This window comes from Enterobacter cloacae complex sp. P27C, from assembly GCF_014895705.1.
Classification (GTDB): Bacteria; Pseudomonadota; Gammaproteobacteria; order Enterobacterales; family Enterobacteriaceae; genus Enterobacter; species Enterobacter bugandensis.
In genome coordinates this window covers 242,962-267,804 of sequence record NZ_JADBQB010000004.1, presented here as the reverse complement: position 1 = coordinate 267,804, position 24,843 = coordinate 242,962, and the positions used below count along the sequence as shown (strand labels likewise).

Annotated in this window: 28 protein-coding genes; 19 read left to right on the top strand and 9 right to left on the bottom strand. The window is 58.9% G+C overall.

What is annotated here, in order from left to right:
* The first annotated feature begins 2 nt into the window (after nt 1-2).
* From hpaD to yjiA, 12 genes are all read left to right on the top strand, one after another.
* On the top strand, nt 3-854 hold the full coding sequence (hpaD, locus tag IM291_RS09950) for a 3,4-dihydroxyphenylacetate 2,3-dioxygenase (RefSeq protein WP_041911312.1): 852 nt from the start codon (nt 3-5) through the stop codon (nt 852-854).
* A gap of 9 nt (nt 855-863) precedes the next feature.
* Nucleotides 864-1,244 (top strand): 5-carboxymethyl-2-hydroxymuconate Delta-isomerase, encoded by a 381-nt coding sequence (locus IM291_RS09945; protein WP_048999308.1) that lies wholly within the window; start codon nt 864-866, stop codon nt 1,242-1,244.
* An 8-nt stretch (nt 1,245-1,252) separates the two neighbouring features.
* Complete coding sequence (gene hpaH, locus IM291_RS09940) at nt 1,253-2,056, top strand: 2-oxo-hept-4-ene-1,7-dioate hydratase (RefSeq protein WP_045259529.1); 804 nt, start codon at nt 1,253-1,255, stop codon at nt 2,054-2,056.
* A 10-nt stretch (nt 2,057-2,066) separates the two neighbouring features.
* Nucleotides 2,067-2,861: a 4-hydroxy-2-oxoheptanedioate aldolase gene (gene hpaI, locus IM291_RS09935; protein ID WP_045259530.1), complete on the top strand. Its 795-nt coding sequence runs from the start codon at nt 2,067-2,069 to the stop codon at nt 2,859-2,861.
* A gap of 21 nt (nt 2,862-2,882) precedes the next feature.
* Entirely contained in the window at nt 2,883-4,226 is a 1,344-nt protein-coding gene (hpaX, locus tag IM291_RS09930) for a 4-hydroxyphenylacetate permease (protein WP_045259531.1), read from the top strand.
* Nucleotides 4,198-5,088 (top strand): 4-hydroxyphenylacetate catabolism regulatory protein HpaA, encoded by an 891-nt coding sequence (hpaA, locus tag IM291_RS09925; RefSeq protein ID WP_028015398.1) that lies wholly within the window; start codon nt 4,198-4,200, stop codon nt 5,086-5,088. Before hpaX ends, hpaA begins: the two co-directional genes overlap by 29 nt.
* 195 nt (nt 5,089-5,283) lie before the next feature.
* Complete coding sequence (gene hpaB, locus IM291_RS09920) at nt 5,284-6,846, top strand: 4-hydroxyphenylacetate 3-monooxygenase, oxygenase component (protein ID WP_192986778.1); 1,563 nt, start codon at nt 5,284-5,286, stop codon at nt 6,844-6,846.
* Nucleotides 6,847-6,863: 17 nt separating this feature from the next.
* Nucleotides 6,864-7,376: a 4-hydroxyphenylacetate 3-monooxygenase reductase subunit gene (locus tag IM291_RS09915; RefSeq protein WP_041911318.1), complete on the top strand. Its 513-nt coding sequence runs from the start codon at nt 6,864-6,866 to the stop codon at nt 7,374-7,376.
* Nucleotides 7,377-7,552: 176 nt separating this feature from the next.
* On the top strand, nt 7,553-8,470 hold the full coding sequence (locus IM291_RS09910) for a YafY family protein (RefSeq protein ID WP_028015395.1): 918 nt from the start codon (nt 7,553-7,555) through the stop codon (nt 8,468-8,470).
* Between the two features lie 191 nt (nt 8,471-8,661).
* Nucleotides 8,662-10,815 (top strand): carbon starvation CstA family protein, encoded by a 2,154-nt coding sequence (locus tag IM291_RS09905; RefSeq protein ID WP_028015394.1) that lies wholly within the window; start codon nt 8,662-8,664, stop codon nt 10,813-10,815.
* 65 nt (nt 10,816-10,880) lie between these two features.
* Nucleotides 10,881-11,084: a YbdD/YjiX family protein gene (locus IM291_RS09900; RefSeq protein ID WP_003856610.1), complete on the top strand. Its 204-nt coding sequence runs from the start codon at nt 10,881-10,883 to the stop codon at nt 11,082-11,084.
* Between the two features lie 10 nt (nt 11,085-11,094).
* On the top strand, nt 11,095-12,048 hold the full coding sequence (yjiA, locus tag IM291_RS09895) for a GTPase (RefSeq protein ID WP_048959792.1): 954 nt from the start codon (nt 11,095-11,097) through the stop codon (nt 12,046-12,048).
* Nucleotides 12,049-12,101: 53 nt separating this feature from the next.
* Here the strand turns inward: yjiA and IM291_RS09890 are convergent, their stop codons facing one another.
* Nucleotides 12,102-13,460: an esterase-like activity of phytase family protein gene (locus IM291_RS09890; protein WP_192986776.1), complete on the bottom strand. Its 1,359-nt coding sequence runs from the start codon at nt 13,458-13,460 to the stop codon at nt 12,102-12,104.
* 410 nt (nt 13,461-13,870) lie between these two features.
* On the opposite strand from IM291_RS09890, the gene IM291_RS09885 reads away from it, so the two are divergent.
* Together IM291_RS09885 and IM291_RS09880 are read left to right on the top strand one after the other, a co-directional pair.
* Nucleotides 13,871-14,416, top strand: coding sequence for a YfaZ family outer membrane protein (locus tag IM291_RS09885; RefSeq protein ID WP_028015391.1), 546 nt, complete (start codon nt 13,871-13,873; stop codon nt 14,414-14,416).
* A complete protein-coding gene (locus tag IM291_RS09880; RefSeq protein WP_028015390.1) occupies nt 14,416-14,736 on the top strand; it encodes a hypothetical protein in 321 nt (106 codons plus the stop codon). Before IM291_RS09885 ends, IM291_RS09880 begins: the two co-directional genes overlap by 1 nt.
* A 44-nt stretch (nt 14,737-14,780) precedes the next feature.
* Here IM291_RS09880 and IM291_RS09875 read toward each other — a convergent pair whose 3' ends face one another.
* On the bottom strand, nt 14,781-16,151 hold the full coding sequence (locus IM291_RS09875; RefSeq protein ID WP_192986774.1) for an NAD-dependent succinate-semialdehyde dehydrogenase: 1,371 nt from the start codon (nt 16,149-16,151) through the stop codon (nt 14,781-14,783).
* 151 nt (nt 16,152-16,302) lie between these two features.
* Between IM291_RS09875 and IM291_RS09870 the strand changes: the two genes are divergently transcribed.
* The 3 genes from IM291_RS09870 to IM291_RS09860 are packed head-to-tail and all read left to right on the top strand — an operon-like array spanning nt 16,303 to nt 19,028.
* A complete protein-coding gene (locus IM291_RS09870; protein ID WP_048999302.1) occupies nt 16,303-17,046 on the top strand; it encodes an AraC family transcriptional regulator in 744 nt (247 codons plus the stop codon).
* A 47-nt stretch (nt 17,047-17,093) separates the two neighbouring features.
* A complete protein-coding gene (locus IM291_RS09865; protein WP_048999301.1) occupies nt 17,094-17,747 on the top strand; it encodes a LysE family translocator in 654 nt (217 codons plus the stop codon).
* Between the two features lie 3 nt (nt 17,748-17,750).
* Nucleotides 17,751-19,028 carry a DUF445 domain-containing protein gene (locus tag IM291_RS09860; protein ID WP_028015387.1) on the top strand — a complete coding sequence of 426 codons (1,278 nt, stop codon included), beginning with the start codon at nt 17,751-17,753 and terminating at the stop codon, nt 19,026-19,028.
* Here IM291_RS09860 and IM291_RS09855 read toward each other — a convergent pair.
* Complete coding sequence (locus IM291_RS09855; RefSeq protein ID WP_192986773.1) at nt 19,009-19,872, bottom strand: LysR substrate-binding domain-containing protein; 864 nt, start codon at nt 19,870-19,872, stop codon at nt 19,009-19,011. The genes IM291_RS09860 and IM291_RS09855 overlap by 20 nt on opposite strands.
* Before the next feature lie 97 nt (nt 19,873-19,969).
* On the opposite strand from IM291_RS09855, the gene IM291_RS09850 reads away from it, so the two are divergent.
* Nucleotides 19,970-20,278: a carboxymuconolactone decarboxylase family protein gene (locus IM291_RS09850; protein WP_047363825.1), complete on the top strand. Its 309-nt coding sequence runs from the start codon at nt 19,970-19,972 to the stop codon at nt 20,276-20,278.
* Nucleotides 20,278-20,658, top strand: a complete 381-nt coding sequence (locus IM291_RS09845; RefSeq protein ID WP_192986771.1) for a tautomerase family protein — start codon at nt 20,278-20,280, stop codon at nt 20,656-20,658. The genes IM291_RS09850 and IM291_RS09845 overlap by 1 nt, the downstream gene beginning before the upstream one ends.
* Here IM291_RS09845 and IM291_RS09840 read toward each other — a convergent pair.
* The 6 genes from IM291_RS09840 to IM291_RS09815 all read right to left on the bottom strand — a co-directional run bounded on the left by IM291_RS09840 (nt 20,649) and on the right by IM291_RS09815 (nt 24,768).
* On the bottom strand, nt 20,649-21,713 hold the full coding sequence (locus IM291_RS09840; RefSeq protein WP_045259544.1) for a DUF2955 domain-containing protein: 1,065 nt from the start codon (nt 21,711-21,713) through the stop codon (nt 20,649-20,651). The genes IM291_RS09845 and IM291_RS09840 overlap by 10 nt on opposite strands.
* Nucleotides 21,703-22,770 (bottom strand): HlyD family secretion protein, encoded by a 1,068-nt coding sequence (locus tag IM291_RS09835; protein ID WP_120279559.1) that lies wholly within the window; start codon nt 22,768-22,770, stop codon nt 21,703-21,705. The genes IM291_RS09840 and IM291_RS09835 overlap by 11 nt, the downstream gene beginning before the upstream one ends.
* The gene (locus IM291_RS09830) at nt 22,767-23,237 is read right to left on the bottom strand and encodes a MarR family winged helix-turn-helix transcriptional regulator (protein ID WP_047367261.1); all 471 of its coding nucleotides are present in this window, start codon (nt 23,235-23,237) and stop codon (nt 22,767-22,769) included. Before IM291_RS09830 ends, IM291_RS09835 begins: the two co-directional genes overlap by 4 nt.
* Nucleotides 23,238-23,386: 149 nt before the next feature.
* On the bottom strand, nt 23,387-24,082 hold the full coding sequence (locus IM291_RS09825) for a helix-turn-helix transcriptional regulator (RefSeq protein WP_192986769.1): 696 nt from the start codon (nt 24,080-24,082) through the stop codon (nt 23,387-23,389).
* Nucleotides 24,057-24,452 (bottom strand): amino acid-binding protein, encoded by a 396-nt coding sequence (locus tag IM291_RS09820; RefSeq protein WP_047367260.1) that lies wholly within the window; start codon nt 24,450-24,452, stop codon nt 24,057-24,059. Before IM291_RS09820 ends, IM291_RS09825 begins: the two co-directional genes overlap by 26 nt.
* Entirely contained in the window at nt 24,445-24,768 is a 324-nt protein-coding gene (locus IM291_RS09815; RefSeq protein WP_041911331.1) for an antibiotic biosynthesis monooxygenase, read from the bottom strand. The genes IM291_RS09820 and IM291_RS09815 overlap by 8 nt, the downstream gene beginning before the upstream one ends.
* Nucleotides 24,769-24,843 lie beyond the last annotated feature (75 nt).

Below are 24,843 nucleotides of genomic sequence, written 5' to 3'. Positions count from 1 at the left end.
CAATGGGCAAGCTAGCGTTAGCGGCAAAAATCACCCACGTGCCGTCGATGTATCTTTCCGAGCTGCCGGGGAAAAACCACGGCTGCCGCCAGTCCGCCATCGACGGGCATAAAGAGATCAGCAAGCGCTGCCGTGAACTGGGCGTGGACACCATCATCGTGTTCGACACCCACTGGCTGGTGAACAGCGCGTACCACATCAACTGTGCGGATCATTTTTCAGGCGTCTACACCAGCAACGAGCTGCCGCACTTTATCCGCGACATGACCTACGACTACGACGGCAACCCGGAGCTCGGGCAACTGATCGCCGACGAAGCGGTGAAGCTCGGCGTGCGCGCCAAGGCGCACAACATCCCGAGCCTCAAGCTGGAGTACGGCACGCTGGTGCCGATGCGCTACATGAACGCGGATAAGCACTTCAAAGTGATCTCCATCTCGGCGTTCTGCACGGTTCACGACTTCGCCGACAGCCGCAGGCTGGGCGAGGCCATCGTCAGCGCCATCGAAAAGTACGACGGCACCGTGGCGGTACTCGCCAGCGGCTCGCTCTCGCACCGCTTTATCGACGACCAGCGTGCGGAAGAAGGGATGAACAGCTACACCCGCGAGTTCGACCGTCAGATGGACGAGCGGGTGGTGAAGCTGTGGCGCGAAGGCCAGTTTAAAGAGTTTTGCAGCATGCTGCCGGAGTACGCCGACTACTGCTACGGCGAGGGGAACATGCACGACACGGTGATGCTGCTGGGGATGCTGGGCTGGGATAAATACGACGGCAAGGTGGAGTTTCTCACCGAGCTGTTCGCCAGCTCCGGCACCGGCCAGGTCAATGCCGTTTTCCCGCTGCCCGCATAAGGAGTCGTTATGCCGCACTTTATTGCTGAATGTACCGACAACATCCGCGCGCAGGCCGACCTGCCGGGGCTGTTCGCCAAAGTGAACGAGGCGCTGGCCGCCACGGGCATCTTCCCGCTCGGCGGCATCCGCAGCCGCGCCCACTGGCTGGACACCTGGCAGATGGCGGACGGTAAGCATGATTACGCCTTTGTGCATATGACGCTGAAGATCGGCGCCGGGCGCAGCCTGGAGAGCCGGGAAGCCGTGGGGGAGATGTTGTTTGCGCTGATCAAAACCCACTTCGCGGAGCTGATGGCGGAGCGCTATCTGGCGCTGTCGTTTGAGCTGGACGAGCTGCATCCGACGCTCAATTACAAACAAAACAACGTGCACGCGCTCTTTCGCTGAGGTCTTTTATGCTGGATAAACACACTCATACCCTGATCGCCCATCGCCTGCATCAGGCGGAACAGTCCCGGGAGCAGATCCGCGCGATCTCGCTGGAGTACCCGGAGATCACCATCGAAGACGCCTACGCCGTACAGCGCGAATGGGTGAGCCTGAAAATTGCCGAAGGCCGCGTGCTGAAAGGCCATAAGATTGGCCTCACCTCGAAGGCGATGCAGGCCAGCTCGCAGATTAGCGAGCCGGACTACGGCGCGCTGCTGGACGACATGTTCTTCCATGACGGCAGCGACATTCCCGTCGACCGCTTTATCGTCCCGCGTATCGAAGTGGAGCTGGCCTTCGTGCTGGCAAAACCGCTGCGCGGCCCGAACTGCACGATCTTCGACGTCTACAACGCCACGGATTACGTCATTCCCGCCCTGGAGCTGATCGACGCCCGCTGCCACAACGTTGATCCGGAGACCCAGCGCCCGCGCAAGGTGTTCGACACCATCTCCGACAACGCCGCCAACGCCGGGGTGATCCTCGGCGGTCGTCCGATTAAGCCCGACGCGCTGGATCTGCGCTGGATCTCCGCCCTGCTCTACCGCAACGGCGTGATCGAAGAGACCGGCGTCGCCGCAGGCGTGCTTAACCACCCGGCGAACGGCGTGGCGTGGCTGGCGAACAAGCTCGCGCCGTACGACGTGCAGCTTGAGCCCGGACAGATCATCCTCGGCGGCTCGTTTACCCGTCCGGTTGCCGCCAGCAGAGGCGACACCTTCCATGTTGACTACGGCAACATGGGCTCCATCAGCTGTCGCTTTGTATAAGGAGGCGACCATGCAAAACGCATTCAAAGCGGCGCTGAAGGCGGGCCGCCCGCAAATCGGTTTATGGCTGGGGCTGACCAGCAGCTACAGCGCAGAGCTGCTGGCCGGGGCCGGTTTTGACTGGCTGCTGATCGACGGCGAGCACGCGCCGAACAGCGTGCAAACCGTCCTGACTCAGCTCCAGGCCATCGCCCCTTATCCCAGCCAGCCGGTGGTGCGCCCGTCGTGGAACGACCCGGTGCAGATCAAGCAGCTGCTGGACGTGGGGGCGCAAACCCTGCTGGTGCCGATGGTGCAAAACGCTGACGAGGCGCGGCTGGCGGTAAGCGCCACCCGCTACCCGCCTGCGGGCATTCGCGGCGTCGGCAGCGCCCTGGCGCGCGCGTCGCGCTGGAACCGCATCCCGGATTACCTGCATCAGGCTAACGACGCCATGTGCGTGCTGGTGCAGATCGAAACCCGCGAGGCGCTGAAAAACCTGCCGCAGATCCTGGACGTGGAAGGGGTGGACGGCGTGTTTATCGGCCCGGCAGATCTGAGCGCCGACATGGGCTTTGCCGGTAACCCGCAGCATCCGGAGGTGCAGGCCGCCATTGAGCAGGCGATCGCGCAGATCCGTGCGGCGGGCAAAGCGCCCGGCATCCTGATGGCGAATGAACAGCTGGCGAAACGCTATCTCGGCCTCGGCGCATTGTTTGTGGCGGTCGGTGTGGATACCACCCTGCTCGCCCGCAGCGCCGAAGCGCTGGCGGCCCGCTTTACCGACGTCACCACAGCAGTCGATAACAATAAATCCGTCTACTAAACGTACGATGTGGAGCGCAACATGACGACCTCAACCCTGCATAATAAAGATGTAGAACATCGCGCAATAAATAAGCTGTTCCGTCGTTTGATCGTGTTTCTCTTTATCCTGTTTGTTTTCTCGTTTCTCGATCGCATCAACATCGGCTTTGCCGGGCTGACGATGGGCAAAGATCTGGGCCTCACGTCGACCATGTTTGGCCTGGCCGCGACGCTGTTTTACGTCACCTACGTGCTGTGCGGGATCCCCAGCAATATCATGCTGGCGAAGGTCGGCGCGCGCCGCTGGATCGCCGGGATCATGGTGGTGTGGGGCATCGCCTCCACCTGCACCATGTTCGCTACCAGCCCCGAAACGCTTTACGTCCTGCGCATGCTGGTAGGCATTGCGGAAGCCGGTTTCCTGCCAGGGATTTTGGTCTATCTCACCTGGTGGTTCCCGGCCTATCACCGCGCCCGCGCCAACGCGCTGTTTATGATCGCCATGCCGGTGACCATGATGCTTGGCTCGATCCTCTCCGGGTATATTCTGGCGATGGACGGGCTGTGGAACCTGAAGGGCTGGCAGTGGCTGTTTCTGCTGGAGGGGTTGCCGTCGGTGGTGCTCGGCGTGGTGACCTGGTTTTACCTCAACGACACGCCGGATCAGGCCACCTGGCTGGATGAGGACGAAAAGCAGGCGCTGAAAACGATGATCGCGCGCGAGCAGGAGGTCGCCATCGCCCAATCCGTCACGCCGCGCTCGACGCTGCGCGAGGTGCTTACGCCCGCCGTGCTGCTCTACACGCTGGCCTACTTCTGTCTGACCAATACGCTGAGCGCGATCAACATCTGGACGCCGCAGATCCTGCAAAGCTTCAACACCGGCAGCAGCAATATCGTGATTGGCCTGCTGGCGGCGATCCCGCAGTTTTGTACCATCCTCGGGATGATCTGGTGGAGTCGCCGCTCCGACAGGCTGAAAGAGCGAAAAAAGCACACCATCCTGCCGTACCTGTTTGCCGCGGCGGGATGGATGCTGGCCTCCGTGACCGATCACAGCCTGATCCAGCTGCTTGGCATCATCATGGCCTCAACCGGATCGTTTACCGCCATGGCGATATTCTGGACCACGCCGGACCAGGTTATTAGCCTGCAGTCACGCGCGGTGGCGCTGGCGGTGATCAACGCCATCGGTAACGTCGGATCCGCAGTCAGCCCGCTGCTGATTGGGATCCTGCGCGACGCGACCGGCAGCTTCAGCTCCGGGCTGTGGTTTGTGGCGGGTCTGCTGGTGGTCGGCGCGCTGGTGCTGACGCGCATCCCGATGACGCAGCGGGTTCAACAGAGGAACGATCATGTGCCAGAGCCCTATCGCCAACATTGATATCAGCAAGGAGTACGACGAAAGTCTGGGCACCGACGACGTGCACTATCAGTCGTTCGCCCGCATGGCGGCCTTTTTTGGCCGCGACATGCAGGCGCATCGTCACGACCAGTACTTTCAGATGCACTTTCTCGATACCGGACAGATTGAACTCCAGCTCGACGACCACCGCTATTCGGTGCAGGCGCCGCTATTTGTGCTGACGCCGCCGTCGGTGCCGCACGCGTTTATCACCGAATCCGACAGCGACGGGCACGTGCTGACGGTGCGCGAGGATCTCATCTGGCCGCTATTAGAAGTGCTCTACCCCGGCACGCGGGAAGCGTTTGGCCTGCCGGGGATCTGCCTGTCGCTTGCCGACAAGCCGGACGAGCTGACGGCGCTGAAGCACTACTGGCAGCTCATCGCCCGGGAATCCACGGCGCAGCTGCCGGGCCGTGAGCATACGCTGGTCCTGCTGGCGCAGGCGGTATTTACCCTGCTGCTGCGCAACGCGAAGCTCGACGACCACGCGGCCAGCGGGATGCGCGGCGAGCTGAAGCTGTTCCAGCGCTTTACCCAGCTGATCGACACCCACTATCACCAGCACTGGACGGTACCGGAATACGCCAGCGAGTTGCACCTGACCGAATCCCGCCTGACGGACATCTGCCGCCGCTTCGCCAACCGCTCGCCGAAACGGCTGATCTTCGACCGGCAGCTGCGCGAGGCCAGGCGCCTGCTGCTGTTTTCCGACAGCGCGGTCAGCGAGATTGCCTGGCAGCTGGGATTTAAGGATCCGGCCTATTTCGCCCGGTTTTTCAATCGCCTGACGGGCTGCTCGCCCAGCGCGTATCGGGCGCAGAAAGTACCGGTTTCCTGAACGCATCACGGTTCGTAGGGCGGGTAAGCGCAGCGCCACCCGCCAAAAACCCGCACAGATCACAAATCCCAATCCCGCCCGAAAAGTACCCGCCGTTGTCCCAATCGTCCCTTCACGTTCCGCCCCTCTCACGCTTCAATTAAACAACAAAAACAAAACATAAATTTAACAACCATCTTCCGATACGAGGTCCCTATGAAGCCTGAAGAATTCCGCGCTGATGCCAAACGTCCGTTAACCGGCGAAGAGTATTTAAAAAGTCTGCAGGACGGTCGTGAGATTTATATCTACGGCGAGCGCGTTAAGGACGTCACCACCCACCCGGCGTTTCGCAATGCGGCGGCGTCTATCGCCCAGATGTACGATGCGCTGCACAAGCCGGACATGCAGGACACGCTGTGCTGGGGCACCGACACCGGCAGCGGCGGCTACACCCACAAATTTTTCCGCGTGGCGAAAAGCGCCGACGACCTGCGCCAGCAGCGCAACGCCATCGCCGAGTGGTCGCGCCTGAGCTACGGCTGGATGGGCCGCACGCCGGACTACAAAGCGGCGTTCGGCTGCGCCCTCGGCGCTAACCCTGCCTTCTACGGTCAGTTCGAGCAGAACGCCCGCAGCTGGTACACCCGCATTCAGGAAACCGGCCTGTACTTCAACCACGCCATCGTCAACCCGCCGATCGACCGCCACAAGCCGGCGGACGAGGTGAAGGACGTCTACATCAAGCTGGAGAAAGAGACCGATGCCGGGATTATCGTCAGCGGTGCGAAAGTCGTCGCAACCAACTCGGCGTTGACCCACTACAACATGATCGGTTTTGGCTCCGCGCAGGTGATGGGCGAAAACCCGGACTTCGCGCTGATGTTCGTCGCGCCGATGGACGCCGAAGGGGTGAAGCTGATCTCCCGCGCCTCGTACGAGATGGTGGCAGGCGCAACCGGATCCCCGTATGACTATCCGCTCTCCAGCCGCTTCGACGAGAACGACGCAATCCTGGTGATGGATAACGTGCTGATCCCGTGGGAAAACGTGCTGATCTACCGCGATTTCGACCGCTGCCGTCGCTGGACGATGGAGGGCGGCTTCGCCCGCATGTACCCGCTGCAGGCCTGCGTACGTCTGGCGGTGAAGCTCGACTTCATCACCGCCCTGCTGAAGAAATCCCTGGAGTGCACCGGTACCCTTGAGTTCCGCGGCGTGCAGGCGGATCTCGGCGAAGTGGTGGCCTGGCGCAATATGTTCTGGGCGCTGAGCGACTCCATGTGCTCCGAAGCCACGCCGTGGGTGAACGGCGCGTACCTGCCGGACCACGCGGCGCTGCAAACCTACCGCGTGATGGCCCCGATGGCCTACGCGAAGATCAAGAACATCATCGAACGTAACGTGACCTCCGGGCTGATTTATCTGCCGTCCAGCGCGCGGGACCTGAACAACCCGCAGATCGACCAGTATCTGGCGAAGTACGTGCGCGGCTCCAACGGAATGGATCACGTCGAACGCATCAAGATTTTGAAACTGATGTGGGACGCCATCGGCAGCGAGTTTGGGGGTCGTCACGAGTTGTACGAAATCAACTACTCCGGCAGCCAGGATGAGATCCGCCTGCAGTGTCTGCGTCAGGCGCAAAGCTCCGGGAATATGGACAAGATGATGGCAATGGTCGACCGCTGCATGTCCGAGTACGACCAGCACGGCTGGACCGTGCCGCACCTGCACAACAATAGCGATATCAACATGCTCGACAAGCTGCTGAAATAGCGCAGCGGGAGGTTACAATGCATTCAGATGAACAACGCCTGCGTTTTCGCGACGCAATGAGCAGCCTGTCGGCGGCGGTCAATGTGGTCACCACCGAGGGCGACGCCGGACGCTGCGGCATTACCGCCACCGCCGTCTGCTCGGTGACGGATACCCCACCGTCGGTCATGGTCTGCATTAACGCCAACAGCGCCATGAACCCGGTCTTTCAGGGCAACGGCAGGCTGTGCGTCAACGTGCTGAACCACGAGCAGGAGATCATGGCCCGCCACTTCGCCGGGATGACCGGGATGGCAATGGAGGAGCGCTTTGCCCTCTCCTGCTGGCAGAAAGGCCCGCTGGGGCAGCCGGTGCTGAAAGGCGCGCTGGCGAGCCTGGAAGGCGAGATTACCCAGGTGCAAACCATCGGCACGCATCTGGTTTATCTTGTCGAAGTGAAAAACATCATCCTGAGTGACGCGGGACACGGCCTGATCTACTTTAAGCGCCGTTTCCACCCGGTGATGATGGAGATGGAAGCCGTCGTGTGATCCCCCTCGCGCTGGCCTTTTTTCGGGCCAGCGCCGCTTTCTACAAAAATTCCTAAGGTTTCCGCTAAATCACGCCGTTATATATCCATAAGAGAAATTTTTTGTGCCTGAATACTGACATCTCCGGTCAGTGCTTTTGCATTGTTCAGCGCATACCCAATATACAGGAAGACCTTATGGCTAAAACGACGCGGAGCCGCTCGGCTGAACGTCTGGTCGATATTCTCCTTGAGCTACATTTACACGGGGTGGTAAACCGCAGTGCGCTAATGGAGAAATTTAAAATTACCGAGCGTACCGTCTACCGGGATTTAAATGCGCTCTCGCCCATTGTTGAACATACCGGTAACGGGTTATATCGACTGATCCATTCCGCCCAATCTCCCGGCGGGCAGGGATTACATCATGCTCTGGCTAACTTCCTGAATGCCGATAATTTTTTCCCTGAAAGAAATACGGACTTCTGGCAAAAGCTGGAGGCGCGCGTCGACGAAAACCATATTCTTATCCTCGGTAATGACGCAGAGCACACGGTGCAGCGTGATATCCGCCGCCATTTAGCGAAAATCGAGAAATCGATTAAGAACCATAATGTCTGTCAGATCGTATATAAGGGTAAAACCCGTCTGATTAATCCCTATAAACTCATTAACAAAAAAAATATATGGTATTTACAAGCTACCGAAAATAGCCGGTTGAAATCCTTTTCATTAAGCCAGATTAGCTGGTTTGATGTTCAAAAAACCTTTTTTACTCCTGATGAAAATGTTCGGGAACTGCTGGAAAAAAGGCTCGACCCGTGGGTGTCCGAAACTACTTTCACCGTGAAAATATTCATTAAGGATAATATTTCACATTACTTCCTGCGCCGCGATCTCCTGCCGGAACAGGAGCTGCTGGAGGAGCGGCGCGGCGGCGTCACTCTGCGCTGCCAGGCGGCACACGAAAACCAGATCCTGCCGCTGCTGTTCTACTGGCTGCCGAATATTCAGATCCTGGAGCCGAGCTGGCTGAAGGAGAAACTCATCAAGACGCTGGAAAGCTACCTGTCGATGGAGCGCAGCCCGGAAAACCACGTGATCTCAATCACATAATTTTCCCGACCAGCGGCGAGCCTGAACCACTCGCCGCGTCCTTTGACCGCTCACCCGTCACTTTCAACCTCTCACTCATTTATCGTCCTTTACGCGCGCGCGGATCTGGCACGATCGCTCCAGCATTAATCAATACCTCCTCACAACGAACCCTGACCCTTTTTTCTTTACATAAAAAACCAGGTCTTACTATGGATACTAAAAAACTACTTAAGCACGTGCCCTGGGCCTTACTCGGGATCCTCGGCGCTTTCTGTCTGGCGGTTGTCGCATTGCGCCGGGGCGAACACGTCAGCGCCCTGTGGATCGTGGTCGCGTCGGTCTCCGTCTACCTTGTGGCTTATCGCTACTACAGCTTATACATCGCGCAGAAGGTCATGAAGCTCGACCCGACGCGCGCCACCCCGGCGGTCATTAACAATGACGGCCTGAACTACGTGCCAACCAACCGCTACGTGCTGTTTGGTCACCACTTTGCCGCTATCGCCGGTGCTGGCCCGCTGGTTGGCCCGGTACTGGCCGCCCAGATGGGCTACCTGCCGGGTACGCTCTGGCTGCTGGCGGGCGTGGTGCTGGCGGGGGCGGTGCAGGACTTTATGGTGCTGTTTATCTCCTCGCGCCGTAACGGTTCGTCGCTGGGCGAGATGATCAAAGAAGAGATGGGCCGCGTGCCGGGCACTATCGCCCTCTTCGGCTGCTTCCTGATCATGATCATCATCCTCGCAGTGCTGGCGCTGATCGTGGTGAAAGCGCTGGCCGAAAGTCCGTGGGGCGTCTTCACCGTCTGCTCTACCGTACCGATTGCGCTGTTCATGGGCATCTATATGCGCTTCCTGCGCCCAGGCCGCGTGGGTGAAGTGTCGGTCATTGGTATCGTACTGCTGGTCGCCTCCATCTACTTCGGCGGCGTGATTGCGCACGACCCGTACTGGGGCCCGGCGCTGACCTTTAAAGACACCACCATCACCTTCGCGCTGATCGGTTACGCGTTCGTTTCCGCCCTGCTGCCGGTGTGGCTGATTTTGGCTCCGCGCGACTACCTGGCGACCTTCCTGAAAATCGGTGTCATCGTCGGGCTGGCGATCGGGATTGTGATCATCAACCCTGAGCTGAAAATGCCGGCGGTGACCCAGTACATTGACGGCACCGGTCCGCTGTGGAAAGGCGCCCTGTTCCCGTTCCTGTTTATCACCATCGCCTGCGGCGCCGTTTCAGGCTTCCACGCGCTGATCGCTTCCGGCACCACGCCGAAGCTGATGGCTAACGAAACCGACGCACGCTTTATCGGTTACGGCGCGATGCTGATGGAGTCCTTCGTGGCGATCATGGCGCTGGTTGCGGCCTCGATTATCGAGCCAGGCCTGTACTTCGCGATGAACACCCCGCCGGCGGGTCTGGGCATCACCATGCCAAACCTGCATGAGATGGGCGGGGAAAATACCGCGCTGATCATGGCGCAGCTGAAAGAGGCCAGCGCACACGCGGCGGCGACCGTCAGCTCCTGGGGCTTCGTGATCTCGCCTGAGCAGATCATGCAGACCGCGAAGGACATTGGCGAACCGTCCGTGCTGAACCGCGCAGGTGGCGCGCCGACGCTGGCCGTGGGTATCGCACACGTGTTCCACAAAGTGCTGCCGTGGGCGGACATGGGCTTCTGGTACCACTTCGGTATTCTGTTCGAAGCGCTGTTCATCCTCACCGCGCTGGATGCCGGTACCCGTGCGGGCCGCTTCATGCTGCAGGATCTGCTGGGCAACTTCGTGCCGTTCCTGAAGAAAACCGACTCTCTGGTAGCGGGTGTTCTGGGTACTGCCGGGTGCGTAGGCCTGTGGGGCTACCTGCTGTATCAGGGCGTTGTCGACCCGCTCGGCGGCGTGAAGAGCCTGTGGCCACTGTTCGGTATCTCTAACCAGATGCTGGCAGCCGTTGCCCTGGTGCTCGGTACCGTCGTCCTCGTGAAGATGAAGCGCACCAAATACATCTGGGTGACCGTGGTTCCTGCGCTGTGGCTGCTGCTCTGCACCACCTGGGCGCTGGGCCTGAAGCTGTTCAGCACCAACCCGCAGCTGGAAGGCTTCTTCTTCATGGCTAACCAGTACAAAGAGAAGATTGCCGCAGGCGGCGCGGATCTGACCGCACAGCAGATTGCCAACATGAACCATATCGTGGTGAACAACTACACCAACGCGGGTCTGAGCATTCTGTTCCTGGTGGTGGTGTACAGCATTATCTTCTACGGCATCAAAACCTGGATGAAAGTGCGCAACACCGAAGGCCGTACGGATAAAGAGACCCCGTACGTGCCGGTGCCGGAAGGCGGCGTGAAGACCTCTTCACACCATTAATTAAGCCTGTCACTGTAGGCCCGGATCGCTGCACGCCTCCGGGCTTCTTCTATCTGGAACCCTCAATGTTTGGTAACTTAGGCGAAGCAAAAAAATACCTCGGTCAGGCGGCGAAAATGCTGATTGGCATTCCGGACTATGACAACTACGTTGAGCATATGAAGACCAACCATCCGGATAAGCCGTACATGACCTACACCGAATTCTTCCGCGAGCGTCAGGAAGCGCGCTACGGCGGAAGTGGAGAAGGCGGCGTCCGCTGCTGCTAAAGGAGAGACCATGACCCCGATTGCCGTTACCCTGCTGACCGGTTTCCTCGGCGCCGGTAAAACCACCCTGCTGCGCCACATCCTGAACGAGCAGCACGGCTTCAAAATCGCCGTCATCGAAAACGAATTTGGCGAAGTCTCCGTTGACGATCAATTAATCGGAGACCGCGCCACGCAAATCAAAACCCTGACCAACGGCTGCATCTGCTGCACCCGCTCTAACGAGCTGGAAGACGCCCTGCTGGACCTGCTCGACAGCCGCGATCGCGGTGACATCGGCTTCGACCGCCTGGTGATCGAGTGCACCGGCATGGCCGACCCCGGCCCGATTATTCAGACCTTTTTCTCGCACGATATTCTTTGCCAGCGCTACCTGCTGGACGGGGTGATTGCCCTGGTAGACGCGGTCCACGCCGACGAGCAGATGAACCAGTTCACCATTGCCCAGTCTCAGGTGGGCTACGCCGACCGCATTCTGCTGACCAAAACCGACGTGGCAGGCGACAGCGAAAAACTCCGCGAGCGCCTGACGCGCATCAACTCGCGCGCGCCGATTTATACGGTGACGCATGGCGATATCGATCTATCCCAGCTGTTTAACACCAACGGCTTTATGCTGGAGGAGAACGTCACCACGAAACCGCGCTTCCACTTTATGGGAGACAAGCAAAACGATGTGGCGTCGATTGTGGTGGAGCTGGACTATCCGGTGGACATCAGCGAGGTCTCGCGGGTAATGGAAAACCTGCTGCTTTCGTTTGCCGACAAGCTGCTGCGCTACAAAGGCATGCTGTGGATCGACGGCGAGCCGAACCGCCTGCTGTTTCAGGGCGTACAGCGCCTGTACAGCGCCGACTGGGACCGCCCGTGGGGCGATGAAGCGCCGCATAGCGTGATGGTGTTTATTGGTATCCAGCTGCCGGAGGAGGAGATTCGGGCAGCGTTTGCGGGTCTGAAGAAATAACCGCCTTGCTTCCCCTCTCCCCTTTGGGGAGAGGGTTAGGATGAGGGGTAAAATTATTTCAACGCCTCCGGCAGCGTCACAATCCACAGCTCGCTCTCTGACTCCGGCTTCTTCAGCGGCTTCACGCTGAGCGTGGTTTCCACCGGTTTATCATCCAGCGTCAGCTTGCCTTCCTCGTTAACCCGATAGTCCTTGAGCTTTTTGCCCTCGACCGGATGCTGCATCGCCACCTTCACGCCAAAGTCGTTATCGTTCGCCACCGCAAGCCGTTTGCCGTCGATCAGCGCCAGCCCTTCGGCCTTCTCCTGTTTCCAGCCCAGCGCGCGCAGATCGACGACCTGCGTTTTTGCTGCAAGGGTAATGTCGCGCTGTGCCAGGGTTTTCTCATCATCAAACTCCGGGTACTCGCCCGGCTTGTCGAAAGCGGTCAGGTCGCTCGCCTTGCTGAGATCCACCTTGTAGATAAGGTTACGCATCGCGTCATTTTTATCCTCACCCTGTTCAATCAGCAGGATGTGCTGGTCGTCCAGCGCCACGATGTCGCCGATTTTGGCGTCGCTGTTTTTGCTGTAGGCCGCGCTGTCGATGGGGTAGCCGTACATCGCCGTTTTCCCGGTCGCCGGGTCGAAGCTGACCAGACGCGTAAACAGCGCCTGCTTTTTACTCTTACCGTCGATATCCAGCGTGCTTTGCACGGCGGCGATAATCCGCCCGTCCGGCATCCGGGTCAGGCCTTCAAAGCCCCGGTTCGGCTGGCGCCATTTGATAACGTTTGGCAGACCGCCCGCGATGGATTTTTCCCCTTCCGCCGCCTGCGGCCCGTGGATCGCCAGAATTTTTCCTTTGCTGTCGACGTTAATCAGGAACGGGCCATACTCGTCGCACAGCCAGAAACCGCCCTTGCCGTCCGGGGTGATGCCTTCCGTGTCCAGCCCGCGGTTGTCACCCTTCAGAATTTTGAGGGTATCGCTGAACGCCACCTCATTGGTGGCTCCAATCACGCCGCTTTGCAGCGGCAGGCCGTTAATCTCGCCTTTATCATCATGCAGCGGGCGGGCATCCGTTGCCTCCGCTTTGCCGTTCTGAACGCGGATGGTCATCAGCAGCGGCGCGAAATCCGGCGTGACAAAAATTTTGGCTTCGTTTTTACCCATTTTGGGCGCATCGGCGTTAGGACCGCGATCGGTCACGGTCGCGAAGGTCAGAGCATCGCCCTGCTTGCCCGTAAACAGCAGGCCGGAGCCAATCCCTACCGGGAGTCCATTCGGAAACGCACCGGCAAACGCGCCGCTGTATTTCACGTGTGAGCCGTCAGGGAAGCTGACAACATAGCGCTCAGCCGTGGGCTGCGCCGCCAGGCCAGAGAAAGAGAGCGTACAGCCGATAAGCACAGGAATGATTTTTCTTTTCATATTGTTAGCATCCGGAAAGTGAAGCCCACAACGTAATGAACAAACGTGTCAGAAAAATGACATGGAAAGGAAACGTGGCCGGACATCTGAACGAATAATGACCATAAAAATGTAAAAATTCGTTTTTTTATGTGATTTTAGAAATGGAATTGGAAATTATTAGAAGCGCAATTAATGCATCTCAAATCACTATCCCTGCCTCGTTCAGATTTCGTTTAGTCAAAAAATTAAACTATTCCTCAACATCTGAAATTTGCGCGTTGACACACCGACAACCCAACTTAAGCGTTACAAATAAATATAAAAGAATTAACAATTACAGCATGAAAAGTCGATTTGCATCACATTTGCAGTCATAAACATCGCTTGTTAAGGTGCCCCCAGATTAATTTGATGATGAGGCACGAAACATGAAAAAACTGAACATTCTTCTTCTTTCTGCACTGACCGCCATCTCGGGTTCCGCACTGGCAATGGGCGGCAGCATTGAGCAGGGTAAAAACTTTACCAACCTCAACCTGGAAATGGGCAAATCCTCATCCGGTGTTTATCTCGAAAGTAACTGGCTGAAAAACACCGACGACGGTACCCAGACCGGTGGCGTGGGCGCAGGCTACAACCTGGAAGTGGGCCCGGTGATGCTGAATGCGGGCGCAAAAGCCATCTACATCGGCCCGAAAAAAGGCGATAACGGCGTGGCCTTCCCGATTGGCGGCGGCGTAAACGTTGCGCTGACCGACAGCATCCACGTCTATGGCGAAGGCTATGCGGCACCAGAAGGCCTGAACAACAGCGTGAAAAACTACGTTGAAGCTAACGGCGGCGTAAGCTGGACCCCAATCAAACCGGTTACGCTGAAAGTAGGCTACCGCCACGTGAGCGTTGACGGTAAAGATGGTCGTCCAAACCACACCCTGATTGATGGCGCATATGTCGGCGGTGGAGTTAGCTTCTGATGAAACACCGCATTACCGCGCTTTGCGTTCTGAGCCTCACGCTGATGCTCACCGGCTGCGTCCAGTACAAATGGGTAAAACCGGGCGTGAGCGACGCTGAGATGAATAAAAAGCTCACGGAATGCGAAGCGCAGGCCCTGATCGATCTGCCTCCGGATAACGTAGTGACCGGTTCGAGCTCGGAAAAAACGGACAAAAAGAACAAGAAAAAGGATATTTCCACGAGCTACACGGTTGAAGACGCGAATGAATATCGCCGGGATACGTTAGTCGACAGCTGCATGTTTAAAAGCGGCTGGGACAAGATCGAAGTACAGTAATCAACTGAAAAAACCTGCCAACCGGCAGGTTTTTTTATTACCTCTTACTTACGCACCACCACCAGCTTCTGGTTCACAAACTCTTTGATCCCCAGATCCGACAGCTCGCGTCCGTAGCCGGAACGCTTCACGCCGCCGAACGGCAGCTCTGCTGCGGTATCGGTGAGCCAGTTGATGTACACCATCCCGGTCTCGATCCGCGACGCCATTTCCTTCGCGCGCTCGATGTCCTGGCTGAACACCGCCCCGCCCAGGCCGTAGTGGGAATCGTTCGCCAGCGCGACCGCCTCGTCGTCGTTTTTCACCACGTACATCTGCGCAACCGGGCCGAAGAACTCTTCGAAGTACGCCGGGTTATCGCGGGAGATATTCGTCAGGATCGTCGGTTCGAAGAAGCTCCCGTCGCGCTGCACCGGCTTGCCGCCAAAGTGCAGCGTGGCACCGTTTTTCACCGCCTCGTTAACCTGTTTGGTCAGCGTTTCCAGCGCATCTTTGGAAGAGAGCGGCCCCAGCGTGGTGCTCTCGTCCAGCGGATCGCCAATCTTCACCTGCTTAAACGCCTCGGTAAATTTGCTGAGGAACGCGTCGGCAATTTTCTCGTGCAGGATAAAGCGCTTCGCCGCGGTACAGACCTGCCCGGCGTTGTTGAGCCGCGCATTCACGCCAATCTTAACCGCTTTATCCAGGTCCGCGTCGTCCAGCACCACGAAGACGTCGTTACCGCCCAGTTCGAGGGTCGATTTCTTAATGTGCTTCGCCGCCTGCGCGGCCACCACGCTGCCCGCCTTTTCGGAGCCGGTTAGCGCTGCGCCCTGCACGCGATCGTCTGCGATGATATTCGCCACCTGTTCGGACGAGATAAACAGGTTCGTCCACGCCCCTTCCGGCGCGCCCGCCTCGCGCACCAGATGCGCAAAGGTCTCGGCGCAGTGCGGCACGATGCTGGCATGCTTGGCGATAACGGGGTTACCCGCCGCCAGGTTTGGTGCCAGGACACGCATCAGCTGGTAGTACGGGAAGTTCCACGGCTCGACGGCCATCAGCACGCCGATGGGGTGATGCTCCACCCACGCTTCCCCAAGTTCAGAGTCGTACTTCACCGGGGCGAGGAACTGCTTCGCGTTGTCGGCGTAGTAGCGGGCGATCTGCGCGCAAAGCTTCACCTCGCCGCGGCTCTGTTCGATGAGCTTACCCATCTCCTGGCTGGCGATTTTGGCCAGATCCTCCACGCGCTCGTCGATCAGGTCGGCAAGCTTATGCAGCACCGGCAGGCGCTGGCTGATGTCGCCTTTCGCCCATTCCGAATGGTAAAGCGCATCGGCCGCCTTCAGCGCCGCTTCGATATCCGCGTCGGTATGTGAGGGGTATTCTTTGATGAGCTGGTTAGTGGCAGAATTTACTGTCTGATAAGCCATATCGAATCTCCATGTTTTACCGCTTAGGGTATTAAGGGTAGTCAACATGACTGGCTGTGGACGTAAAGTTGGGTATATCCGGAAGGTTCTGAGTTAAGCAGTGCCGGACGGTTCGCTGACGTGGTATAAAAAACGTCCAGAAGGAGTTTCCATGACCGATACCCGACACGTTCGCCAGACTTTTCACCGCGCCAGGGGCCTTGAGCTGCGCAGCACCTGGCAGAGCACGCAGGCGTACAAACGCCACTGTCACCCTCAACTCTCCATCGGCGCGATTGTTGAGGGCCAGACCTGCTGCGTGTGTCATGACCAAGAGTACATTCTTCATCCCGGGGACCTCATTGCGATCCCGGCTTATGTGCCGCACAGCTGCAACCCCGTCGACGGGCAGCCGCGCAGCTACCATATGCTCTATATCGACACCGATTTTCCTCTGGCGCTACAGGTGATTCGTAACCCTGCCCTGTTTGCCCATTACCTGGACGTCGTTAAGACAATGTCTCCAGCGTCCGTGGAGGCGCTGCTTTCTGCCCTTCCCCGCTGCGCAGATAACGCAGACGCGCTTCGGCCAACCAGCCAGCAGGTTCAGGAGGCGTTTCTTTCCAATCTCACCAGCCCGCCCTCTCTCGACGAACTTGCCCAACGCTTCTCGCTGCGCAAGGAGACGCTGATCCGCACCTTCCGGCAGGACACCGGCCTGACGCCGGGCAGCTTCCTCAACATCTCCCGCGTGGAGTTCGCCAAAGCGCGGCTACGTGCCGGGGACGACATCGCCGACGTCGGCTACCAGAGCGGCTTTGCCGACCAGAGCCATTTTCATAAGACCTTCGTCAGCTATACCGCCGCCACGCCGCGCCAGTACGCCACGGGCCGATCAATATCAGACAATAAATAGGATCTGCAGCGCCGTATCCTGTCCTCAGATGGTTAACTGAGGTCGCTATGGAACTGTTCTTCCCTTCCGCTTTTCTCGCTCTGGCGCTGGCGCATTTTGTTGCGCTGTTGAGCCCGGGTCCGGATTTTTTCCTGCTTTTGGGCTACGCGGCGCGCTATCGGCTGCGCGGCAGCGCCGGGCTGTGCGTCGGCATCGCCGCGGGTAACGCGCTCTATATTGTTCTGGTGATTATCGGCTGGAGCGCGCTGCGGCAGTTTGCGTGGCTGTTTACGCTGATAGAGCTTTGCGGGGCGCTGTACCTGCTGTGGATCGGCTCGCATCTGGTGCGCAGCCAAACGCAGGCGCTGGCGCTTGCAGAAACCCGACAGCGGTGCCCTTCTCTGATGAAGCAGATCCTGCTGGGGCTGGGGTCGGCGCTGTTAAATCCGAAAAATGCGCTGTTCTACCTGGCGCTGATGACGGCGTTACTCGGGCCGGACGTCACGCTGCTTCAGCAGGCGACCTGCGGCGTCTGGATGGTGATGGTGGTGCTGGCGTGGGATCTGGCGCTGGTGTCGATGATGGGGCTATCGGCGGTGCAACAGAAGCTCAGGCGTTCGCTGTGGTGGATTGAGCGCACGGCGGGCGTGGTGCTGATGGGGTTTGGCGGGTGGGTGCTGTGGCGATTTTTGCACTTTTCCCCCGCTTCCCTCTATCCTTAACCCATGGAAAAAATCGCTGAACTCAAACGCGCCAAGCTGCTGGCGCTGTCGCTGCTGCTGATTGCCGCCGCGGCCTTTGTCACCACCCTCTTCCTGCCGCAGACCTTCTGGGTGCGCGGCGTCAAAGCCATTGCCGAGGCGGCGATGGTCGGCGCGCTGGCGGACTGGTTTGCCGTCGTCGCGCTGTTCCGCCGGGTTCCCATTCCGTTTATTTCGCGCCATACGGCGATTATCCCGCGCAATAAGGACCGAATCGGCGACAATCTCGGCCAGTTCGTGCAGGAGAAGTTTCTTGATACTCAGTCGCTTGTGGCGCTGATCCGCCGCTATGAGCCCGCGCAAATGATTGGCGCCTGGTTCAGCAAGCCCGACAACGCCCAGCGCGTCGGGCTGCATCTGATGCAGGTGATGAGCGGTTTTCTTGAGTTAACCGACGACGGGCGCATTCAGCGCCTGCTCAAACGCGCGGTGCATAAAGCTATCGACAAGGTCGATTTCACCGAAACCAGCGCCGTCATGCTGGAGAGCATGACCAAAAATAACCGCCATCAGGTACTGCTGGACGCCATCATCAACCGGCTGATTACCCTGATTCAGCGGGAAAGCACGCGGGAGTTTATTGCCGATCAGATTGTCCACTGGCTCAAAACCGAGCATCCGCGCAAGGCGATGGTGCTCCCCACGGAGTGGCTGGGCGATCAAAGCGCGGAGATGGTGTCGAACGCGGTGAACACGCTGCTGGACGATATCAGCCACGACCGCACGCACCAGATCCGTCAGGCGTTCGACCGCGCCACGCTGAAGCTTATCGACAACCTGAAAAACGATCCGGAAATGGCGGCGAAAGCCGACAACATCAAGCACTACCTGAAGAACGATGAGGCGTTTAACCGCTATCTGGGTGAGATGTGGGCTGACCTGCGCCAGTGGCTGAAGGCGGATATGCAGAGCGAGGATTCGCGCGTGAAGCAGCGCATCGCCAACGCCGGACTGTGGTTTGGCGAAACGCTAACAAACGACGCCAGCCTGCGCGCGTCGCTGAACGAGCATCTGGAGCAGGCCGCGCACCGCGTCGCGCCGGATTTCGCCGCGTTCCTGACCCGCCACATCAGCGACACGGTCAAAAGCTGGGACGCCAAAGACATGTCCCGCCAGATTGAGCTGAACATCGGCAAAGACCTGCAGTTCATCCGCGTCAACGGCACGCTGGTGGGCGGGACGATAGGCCTAATCCTGTTCTTACTCTCGCAAGTCCCAACGCTTATCCATTCAGCGTCCTGAGGATCAGCGCCTTCATGCTGGTAATAGCTGCATCGGGGGAGGCGCTCCCCTGATGCAGCGCGATTCCCAGTTCTCCTGCATCTGGCAGCAGGTGGCTGTCGATCCGTAACGTCTCGGGCAGACCAATACGCGTGCGGAGCGTAATACCCAGCCCCGCACTAACTCCCGCCCACAGCCCGCTCAGGCTATAGCTGGTATAAGCGATACGCCAGGGAATACCTGCGGCATCCAGTGCCGCGATGGCCCGGCTTCGCAGGAGGCAGGGCGCGTCAAACATCACCAGCGGCAGCGGCTCACCTCGTTGCAGAAGGACCTCAATGTCCTCGCGGGACCGGCAAATCCATGCCAGCGGTTCGCTTCCCACGTAGTCGCCTTCTCGACCTTCCTGCCAGACCAGCGCCAGATCGAGTTCATTCGCCGCCACGCCGCGCAGCAGCGGCGGGTTGCGATCGACACGTGCCGTCATGCGAAGCTCAGGGTGTTGTCTGTGAAAATCGCCGAGGACCTTCGGCATCACGGACTCGCCAAAGTCCTCCTGCATACCCAGCCGCACCTCGCCCTGAAGCAACTCACCTCTGATAGCCCGGAGCGCTTCATCATTTAATACCAGCATGCGTCGGGCGTAGCTCAGCAGAATTTCACCCTCTCGGGTCAGTGCCAGCGTACGCCCCTGCTTAACGGTCAGAGCCACGCCACACTGCTGCTCCAGCTTTTTTAACTGGGCACTGACCGCAGAGGTGGACCGACACAGTCTGTCCGCCGCCTCGGCAAAACTGGCGGACTGGATCCCCTCCACAAAGCTGCGCAGCGCGTCCAGGTCTAATGCTGAAAAGCGTTTATCCATATCATCCTCATTTTCAGGACATTCAGTCCTGAACATTGCGATTTTATTTATGGTGGCAGCCTGCGAGAGTGATTTCCAGACGACAGGAGGAATAAAAATGAGCACAACACTGAATCGCGACACGCTTGCGCAGGTTTCCCCTAAGCTGGCGGAACTGAGCCAGCAGGTACTTTTTGACGATATCTGGCAGCGTCCGCAGCTAGCCCCGCGGGATCGCAGTCTGATCACGCTTGCCGCGCTGGCAGCCCTGGGGCGCACCGCGCAGCTTCCCTGGCATATCGGCTTCGCCCGGCAAAACGGCGTGACGGACGACGAAATAGCCGAAGCGTTTACCCATCTGGCGTTTTACGCAGGCTGGCCGGCCGCCGTCAGCGCGCTGAGCAGCCTTGCAGAGGAGAAACAATAATGCCGTTTGTTCGTATCATGACGGGTGACCGCTATAACGAGATGCAGCAAAAGCAGATCTCGGACATTCTGCACCAGGCGCTGACGGAAACCTTCGCCGTTCCCGCACAGGACAGGTTGCATTTTTTTGAATGCTTCGCGGCCGGGGATCGATACATTGATCGGCACTATCTCAGCACGGGCAGAACGGAGGGGGCGATACTGTTTAATATCGTTGCTGGTAAGCCGAGGAGCACTGAACAGAAATCTGCCCTCTACCGCCAGCTGGCTGCGCAACTGAATGAGAAGATGGGCATTGAAGGTGGAGACGTGATGGTCGTTATCCAGTTTACGGCCGCTGAGGACTGGAGCTTCAGCGGCGGCAAACGCTATCAGCCCTGAATGACGTAGCGCGTGGCGGCGAAACGGTTCAGGATCAAATGCACCAGAAAAACCATCGTCAGCGTCGCCACCAGCGAAAAGGTCACGGAGGTGATGCGATAGAGATCGCTGAACACCAGGTCGCTGTCCGGGTGCATGTTCTGCCCGAACATAATGCCGATGGTCGTGATGCTGGAAAACCCCACGCCCGCGCCCACTTTCTCCATCACGTGCAGCCGCGCGCCAAACGCCAGGCCGAGGCCAATCAGCGGCATCATCAGCAGCATATGGCTGCTGTGATCGTAGAGGATAAGCTGCACCACCAGAATGTAGAGGCAGCCCAGCACTACCCCGACCACGCGCCAGATGGAGCTCATCACCGCGCCGCGATAGTGCATAGGGAACAGGATCAGAATTCCTGCCATCAGCGCCGAGAGCGAATCGCTTAAGTCGCTAATCTGAAACACCACGAAAATCATCGTCGCGACGCTGCCGGAGAGCAGCGACTCGTGGCGCACGCGGGCGTCGTCTTTCTCAATAAGCGGCGGCGGCTTGCGGGGCTCCACGTCCGGCAGCAGGTAGTTCATCAGCGCGCTCAGGCACACCGCCATCACGCTCGCTTCAATGTTGGAAAACAGCAGCGTGTGCCAGTTGGTGGTGGGGTAGCTCATAAAGTTGAGCATTACGCTCTGGCACACAACGCCCATCGAGCCGAACAGGAACAGCGGCCCTTTGCTCATAAAACGAAAACGCATCACGTAAAGAGCAAATACCACCAGCGTCATGATGACCGGCCATTGGGAAAGATAGCCGATGATAATCACCATTTCGACGCAGTTCAGCGATGCGCTGAAGATAAACTGCTTCGCCACGTGGCGGTTAAACACCGGCACCAGCGACAGCAGCATGATCGGATAGACCACGAAAAACACGCCGTAGCTGGTGTTGTAGAAGCTCGATATGCTCAGGGCAATCATCCCGGCAAAAACGATGCGCAGGGTCTGGCGAAAGTCGTTTGCCGTGTAGACGATGTTGCCGTGCGGGGTAAAGACCCGCGCCAGCGTATTAATAGACATAGTGAAGCAGGCTCACCAGGTGGATCTGCATTCCGGAGAAGAAGCGCGCAAACGGCCCTTCGCTGTTGTAGAGCTGCACGGTCGCCCGCGCGCCGGTTGGCAGCGGCTTCGGCAGCGGCTCGTCCAGCGTGACGTGAATGCGCATGCGCTGGGCGTCTCGTACCCAGCGGTTAGAGGTCTCCGGCTGGGAGAGCTGGCCGTTAACCGCCTCCTGGCCTGCGAGGATCCCCGCGTCGCTGCTGGCCACGTGGGCGCGGAACACCTGCCCCGGGAAGGCGTCAAACACTACGGCGGCATCGGTGCCCTGACGGGTATGGCGCAGGCTCTTCTCGCGGAAATCGGCCACGATATCGGTCTGGTTGTTTACCAGCGCCAGCGCGGCGGAGCCGGATGAGGCGTAAAAACCGGGGCTTAACTGCAGGTTACTGACCGTGCCGTCCGCCTGGGCGTAGACCTTTGTCCAGCCGAGGTTCAGCTCTGCTTCATCCAGCGCGTTGCGGTATTTTTGCAGCGTCACGTTGCGGTGTTCTTCGCGCTCGCCGCGCTGGATGCGCAGGTTCCGGATGTTGGCCTGAATCGTGCTGACGGACTGCTCGCTGCTCTGCCAGGCGGTGCGGACCTTATCCAGATCCGCCTGCGATACGTTCTGTAACGTGCTCAGCTTCTGATAGCGTTCGAAGGTCACCTTGTCGTTACGTGCGGTCAGCACCGCGGTTTTCAGGCTGGCCTGCGCGGCGGCGATCTGCGCGTCCAGCTGTTCGTTAGAGAGACGCGCCTGCTCCAGCGCGATTTGCGCCGCTTCCACTTTATTGCGAAACGGCGTGTCGTCGAGCGCAAACAGCAGATCGCCTTTCTTCACCTGGCTGTTGTTGTGGACATGTACCGCCGCCACGTAGCCGGAGACGCGCGGAGAAACCGGCGTCACCACGCGCATGACGGTGGAGTCCGGCGTCAGCGGGATCCAGATATCCGCGACGACAAAATAGATAAACATCAGCAGGAAAGAGGCAATACTCACCCTTACCCAGCGGGCAAACTTTTGTTCAGGGGTCATTATTTTTCGGTCTTGTTGTCTTCTTCGCGGATTGTCCGCAAATTGCAGGCGATTTGATTTAACGTGGCGCTGAAAATCTCGATATGCTCCGGCGCGATGTGTTGCGATACGCGAGCCTGATAGGTCTCAATCACCTGAGTGAGCCTTTTTAAAATGGCTTTTCCCTCAGGCGTCAGCGTCAGAAGCCGGATGCGCTTGTCATAAGGCGATGTGGTGCGCAGCAGGTAACCCTGTTTTTCCAGCTGTGTCAGGGTGCGCATCAGCGGCGGCAGTTCAATACCCTGCACCTCCGCCAGCTCACTCATTGAGACGTTATCCCCGAGCTGATGAAGCTGCATCATCACCGTCCAGCTCGACTGGGTTAAGCCGGTATCGAGAATGGCATCATCGATCACCGCACGCCACTGGCGCACGATCATCGCCATCCGCATGCCCATCGGCCTGCGGCAGAACAGTTCTTCTTCACTCATGGGGAAACCTCTCGTCACACGCGGTCAAGATAATAGTTATCAGGGTAAGTATCAAGAAACGCGAGACGAAAGAGCAGGAATTGCGAAAACGATGTCTCTCTCTCCCTGTGGGAGAGGGGCGGGGTGAGGGCACCGGCCCGCAGTGGAGTTTAGCGGCTAAAATGCCTCCTGACGGCACTTTTTCCCGAAGCCGTCACCACCACCTCCCTGTACCCCGCCACCCGCTGGATCCACCCTTTGCTTTCCAGATGAATAAGCAGCGCCGCGCCAGCTTCGCCTCCGAGGTGAAACCGCCGCTCGCTCCAGTCCAGACAGGCGCAGCAGGCCTTGCGGCACGGATGAGCGCTTAACGACACGCCGAGCTTCAGAAACTGCTCCCGGCCATACAGCGTGAGCGCTGAACCGTCTGCCTCCAGCCAGCCTTCCGCCTGCATGAAATCGTAGATCTTTACCGCCACCGCGCCCGCCAGATGATCGTAGCAGGTCCGCGCCTCCCGCATGGCCTTCGGCGCGGTGGTTTCCGGCGGCGCAATGCGGCTCCAGGAGAGCCCCATCATCTGTTCGATCAGCTCCGCCACGTCGTGCCCCGCCAGACGATAGTAGCGGTGCCGCCCCTGAGACAGACAGGTAATCAACTTTCCCTCCACCAGCCGGGCGAGATGCCCGCTGGCGGTCGAGGGGGCGACGTCTGCCGCGGTGCTCAGTTCGGTGGCGGTCCACGCCCGCCCGTCCATCAGCGCGCACAGCATCTTCACGCGCGACGGATCGGCCATTGCCGCCGCCACCGCCGCAATGGCCTGCTCCAGCGCCGTGCCGTTATCAGTCGGTAAGCTTGTCTTTAACATGTGCTGCCCAGGGTTCGGTGATCTCTGCGGCCAGCTTATCATCATCCGTCAGCAGAATAAGGTGATTCGCATGGTCGCTGTACTGGGTAAGAACAGACACGCCGCGTGCCGCCAGCGCCGCCGCAATTTCACCCAGCTCGCCGGGGCGCGCCTGCCTGAGTTTTCTGATCACCGGCTTTCGCACCGCCTGCACGGTAAACCCGGCGTCGAGCAGCACGCGTCGCGCTTTTTCACCATCTTCCACCAGGAAATGGGCCTCCGTACCGAATACGCCACCGCCTTCCAGCCCCACGCCGTTGCGGCCTAACAGCTGTCCAAAGCGCGCCAGCTCGCCGGGCCCGTCGCGGAAAATCACGTGAACGTCATACATTCGCGCGCCCTCCCGTTTCGGAACTGTACTCCCGCACCAGCTGCGCCACGCGAATACGGTAGAAAGAGAAAATCGACTCCCGCCCTTCGGCCTGCGCCGCCTGATGGAAGACGTTCTGCTTCCAGCGGCGGACGGCCTCTTCATCCCGCCACCAGGAAAGGGAAAGAATTTTGCCGTCGGTCGTCAGGCTCTGGAACCGTTCGATATCGATAAAGCCGTCGATGTCGGCCAGCAAAGGCTTAAGCTCTGCGGCAAGTTGGAGGTAGCGCGCCTGATGGGCAGGCGCGGCTTTGGCTTCGAAAAGGACTGCGATCATGATGGTCTCTCCGCTGTGATGTTGAGGAGAGAATGCAGGATGGAAAAGCACAATGCTTCGGTAAAGAGCGAAGCT

Excerpts from the sequence above, each read along its gene's own strand:
- hpaD (WP_041911312.1), top strand. The coding sequence starts at position 3 with ATGGGCAAGCTAGCGTTAGCGGCAAAAATCACCCACGTGCCGTCGATG.
- IM291_RS09945 (WP_048999308.1), top strand. The coding sequence starts at position 864 with ATGCCGCACTTTATTGCTGAATGTACCGACAACATCCGCGCGCAGGCC.
- hpaH (WP_045259529.1), top strand. The coding sequence starts at position 1,253 with ATGCTGGATAAACACACTCATACCCTGATCGCCCATCGCCTGCATCAG.
- hpaI (WP_045259530.1), top strand. The coding sequence starts at position 2,067 with ATGCAAAACGCATTCAAAGCGGCGCTGAAGGCGGGCCGCCCGCAAATC.
- hpaX (WP_045259531.1), top strand. The coding sequence starts at position 2,883 with ATGACGACCTCAACCCTGCATAATAAAGATGTAGAACATCGCGCAATA.
- hpaA (WP_028015398.1), top strand. The coding sequence starts at position 4,198 with ATGTGCCAGAGCCCTATCGCCAACATTGATATCAGCAAGGAGTACGAC.
- hpaB (WP_192986778.1), top strand. The coding sequence starts at position 5,284 with ATGAAGCCTGAAGAATTCCGCGCTGATGCCAAACGTCCGTTAACCGGC.
- IM291_RS09915 (WP_041911318.1), top strand. The coding sequence starts at position 6,864 with ATGCATTCAGATGAACAACGCCTGCGTTTTCGCGACGCAATGAGCAGC.
- IM291_RS09910 (WP_028015395.1), top strand. The coding sequence starts at position 7,553 with ATGGCTAAAACGACGCGGAGCCGCTCGGCTGAACGTCTGGTCGATATT.
- IM291_RS09905 (WP_028015394.1), top strand. The coding sequence starts at position 8,662 with ATGGATACTAAAAAACTACTTAAGCACGTGCCCTGGGCCTTACTCGGG.
- IM291_RS09900 (WP_003856610.1), top strand. The coding sequence starts at position 10,881 with ATGTTTGGTAACTTAGGCGAAGCAAAAAAATACCTCGGTCAGGCGGCG.
- yjiA (WP_048959792.1), top strand. The coding sequence starts at position 11,095 with ATGACCCCGATTGCCGTTACCCTGCTGACCGGTTTCCTCGGCGCCGGT.
- IM291_RS09890 (WP_192986776.1), bottom strand. The coding sequence starts at position 13,460 with ATGAAAAGAAAAATCATTCCTGTGCTTATCGGCTGTACGCTCTCTTTC.
- IM291_RS09885 (WP_028015391.1), top strand. The coding sequence starts at position 13,871 with ATGAAAAAACTGAACATTCTTCTTCTTTCTGCACTGACCGCCATCTCG.
- IM291_RS09880 (WP_028015390.1), top strand. The coding sequence starts at position 14,416 with ATGAAACACCGCATTACCGCGCTTTGCGTTCTGAGCCTCACGCTGATG.
- IM291_RS09875 (WP_192986774.1), bottom strand. The coding sequence starts at position 16,151 with ATGGCTTATCAGACAGTAAATTCTGCCACTAACCAGCTCATCAAAGAA.
- IM291_RS09870 (WP_048999302.1), top strand. The coding sequence starts at position 16,303 with ATGACCGATACCCGACACGTTCGCCAGACTTTTCACCGCGCCAGGGGC.
- IM291_RS09865 (WP_048999301.1), top strand. The coding sequence starts at position 17,094 with ATGGAACTGTTCTTCCCTTCCGCTTTTCTCGCTCTGGCGCTGGCGCAT.
- IM291_RS09860 (WP_028015387.1), top strand. The coding sequence starts at position 17,751 with ATGGAAAAAATCGCTGAACTCAAACGCGCCAAGCTGCTGGCGCTGTCG.
- IM291_RS09855 (WP_192986773.1), bottom strand. The coding sequence starts at position 19,872 with ATGGATAAACGCTTTTCAGCATTAGACCTGGACGCGCTGCGCAGCTTT.
- IM291_RS09850 (WP_047363825.1), top strand. The coding sequence starts at position 19,970 with ATGAGCACAACACTGAATCGCGACACGCTTGCGCAGGTTTCCCCTAAG.
- IM291_RS09845 (WP_192986771.1), top strand. The coding sequence starts at position 20,278 with ATGCCGTTTGTTCGTATCATGACGGGTGACCGCTATAACGAGATGCAG.
- IM291_RS09840 (WP_045259544.1), bottom strand. The coding sequence starts at position 21,713 with ATGTCTATTAATACGCTGGCGCGGGTCTTTACCCCGCACGGCAACATC.
- IM291_RS09830 (WP_047367261.1), bottom strand. The coding sequence starts at position 23,237 with ATGAGTGAAGAAGAACTGTTCTGCCGCAGGCCGATGGGCATGCGGATG.
- IM291_RS09825 (WP_192986769.1), bottom strand. The coding sequence starts at position 24,082 with ATGTTAAAGACAAGCTTACCGACTGATAACGGCACGGCGCTGGAGCAG.
- IM291_RS09820 (WP_047367260.1), bottom strand. The coding sequence starts at position 24,452 with ATGTATGACGTTCACGTGATTTTCCGCGACGGGCCCGGCGAGCTGGCG.
- IM291_RS09815 (WP_041911331.1), bottom strand. The coding sequence starts at position 24,768 with ATGATCGCAGTCCTTTTCGAAGCCAAAGCCGCGCCTGCCCATCAGGCG.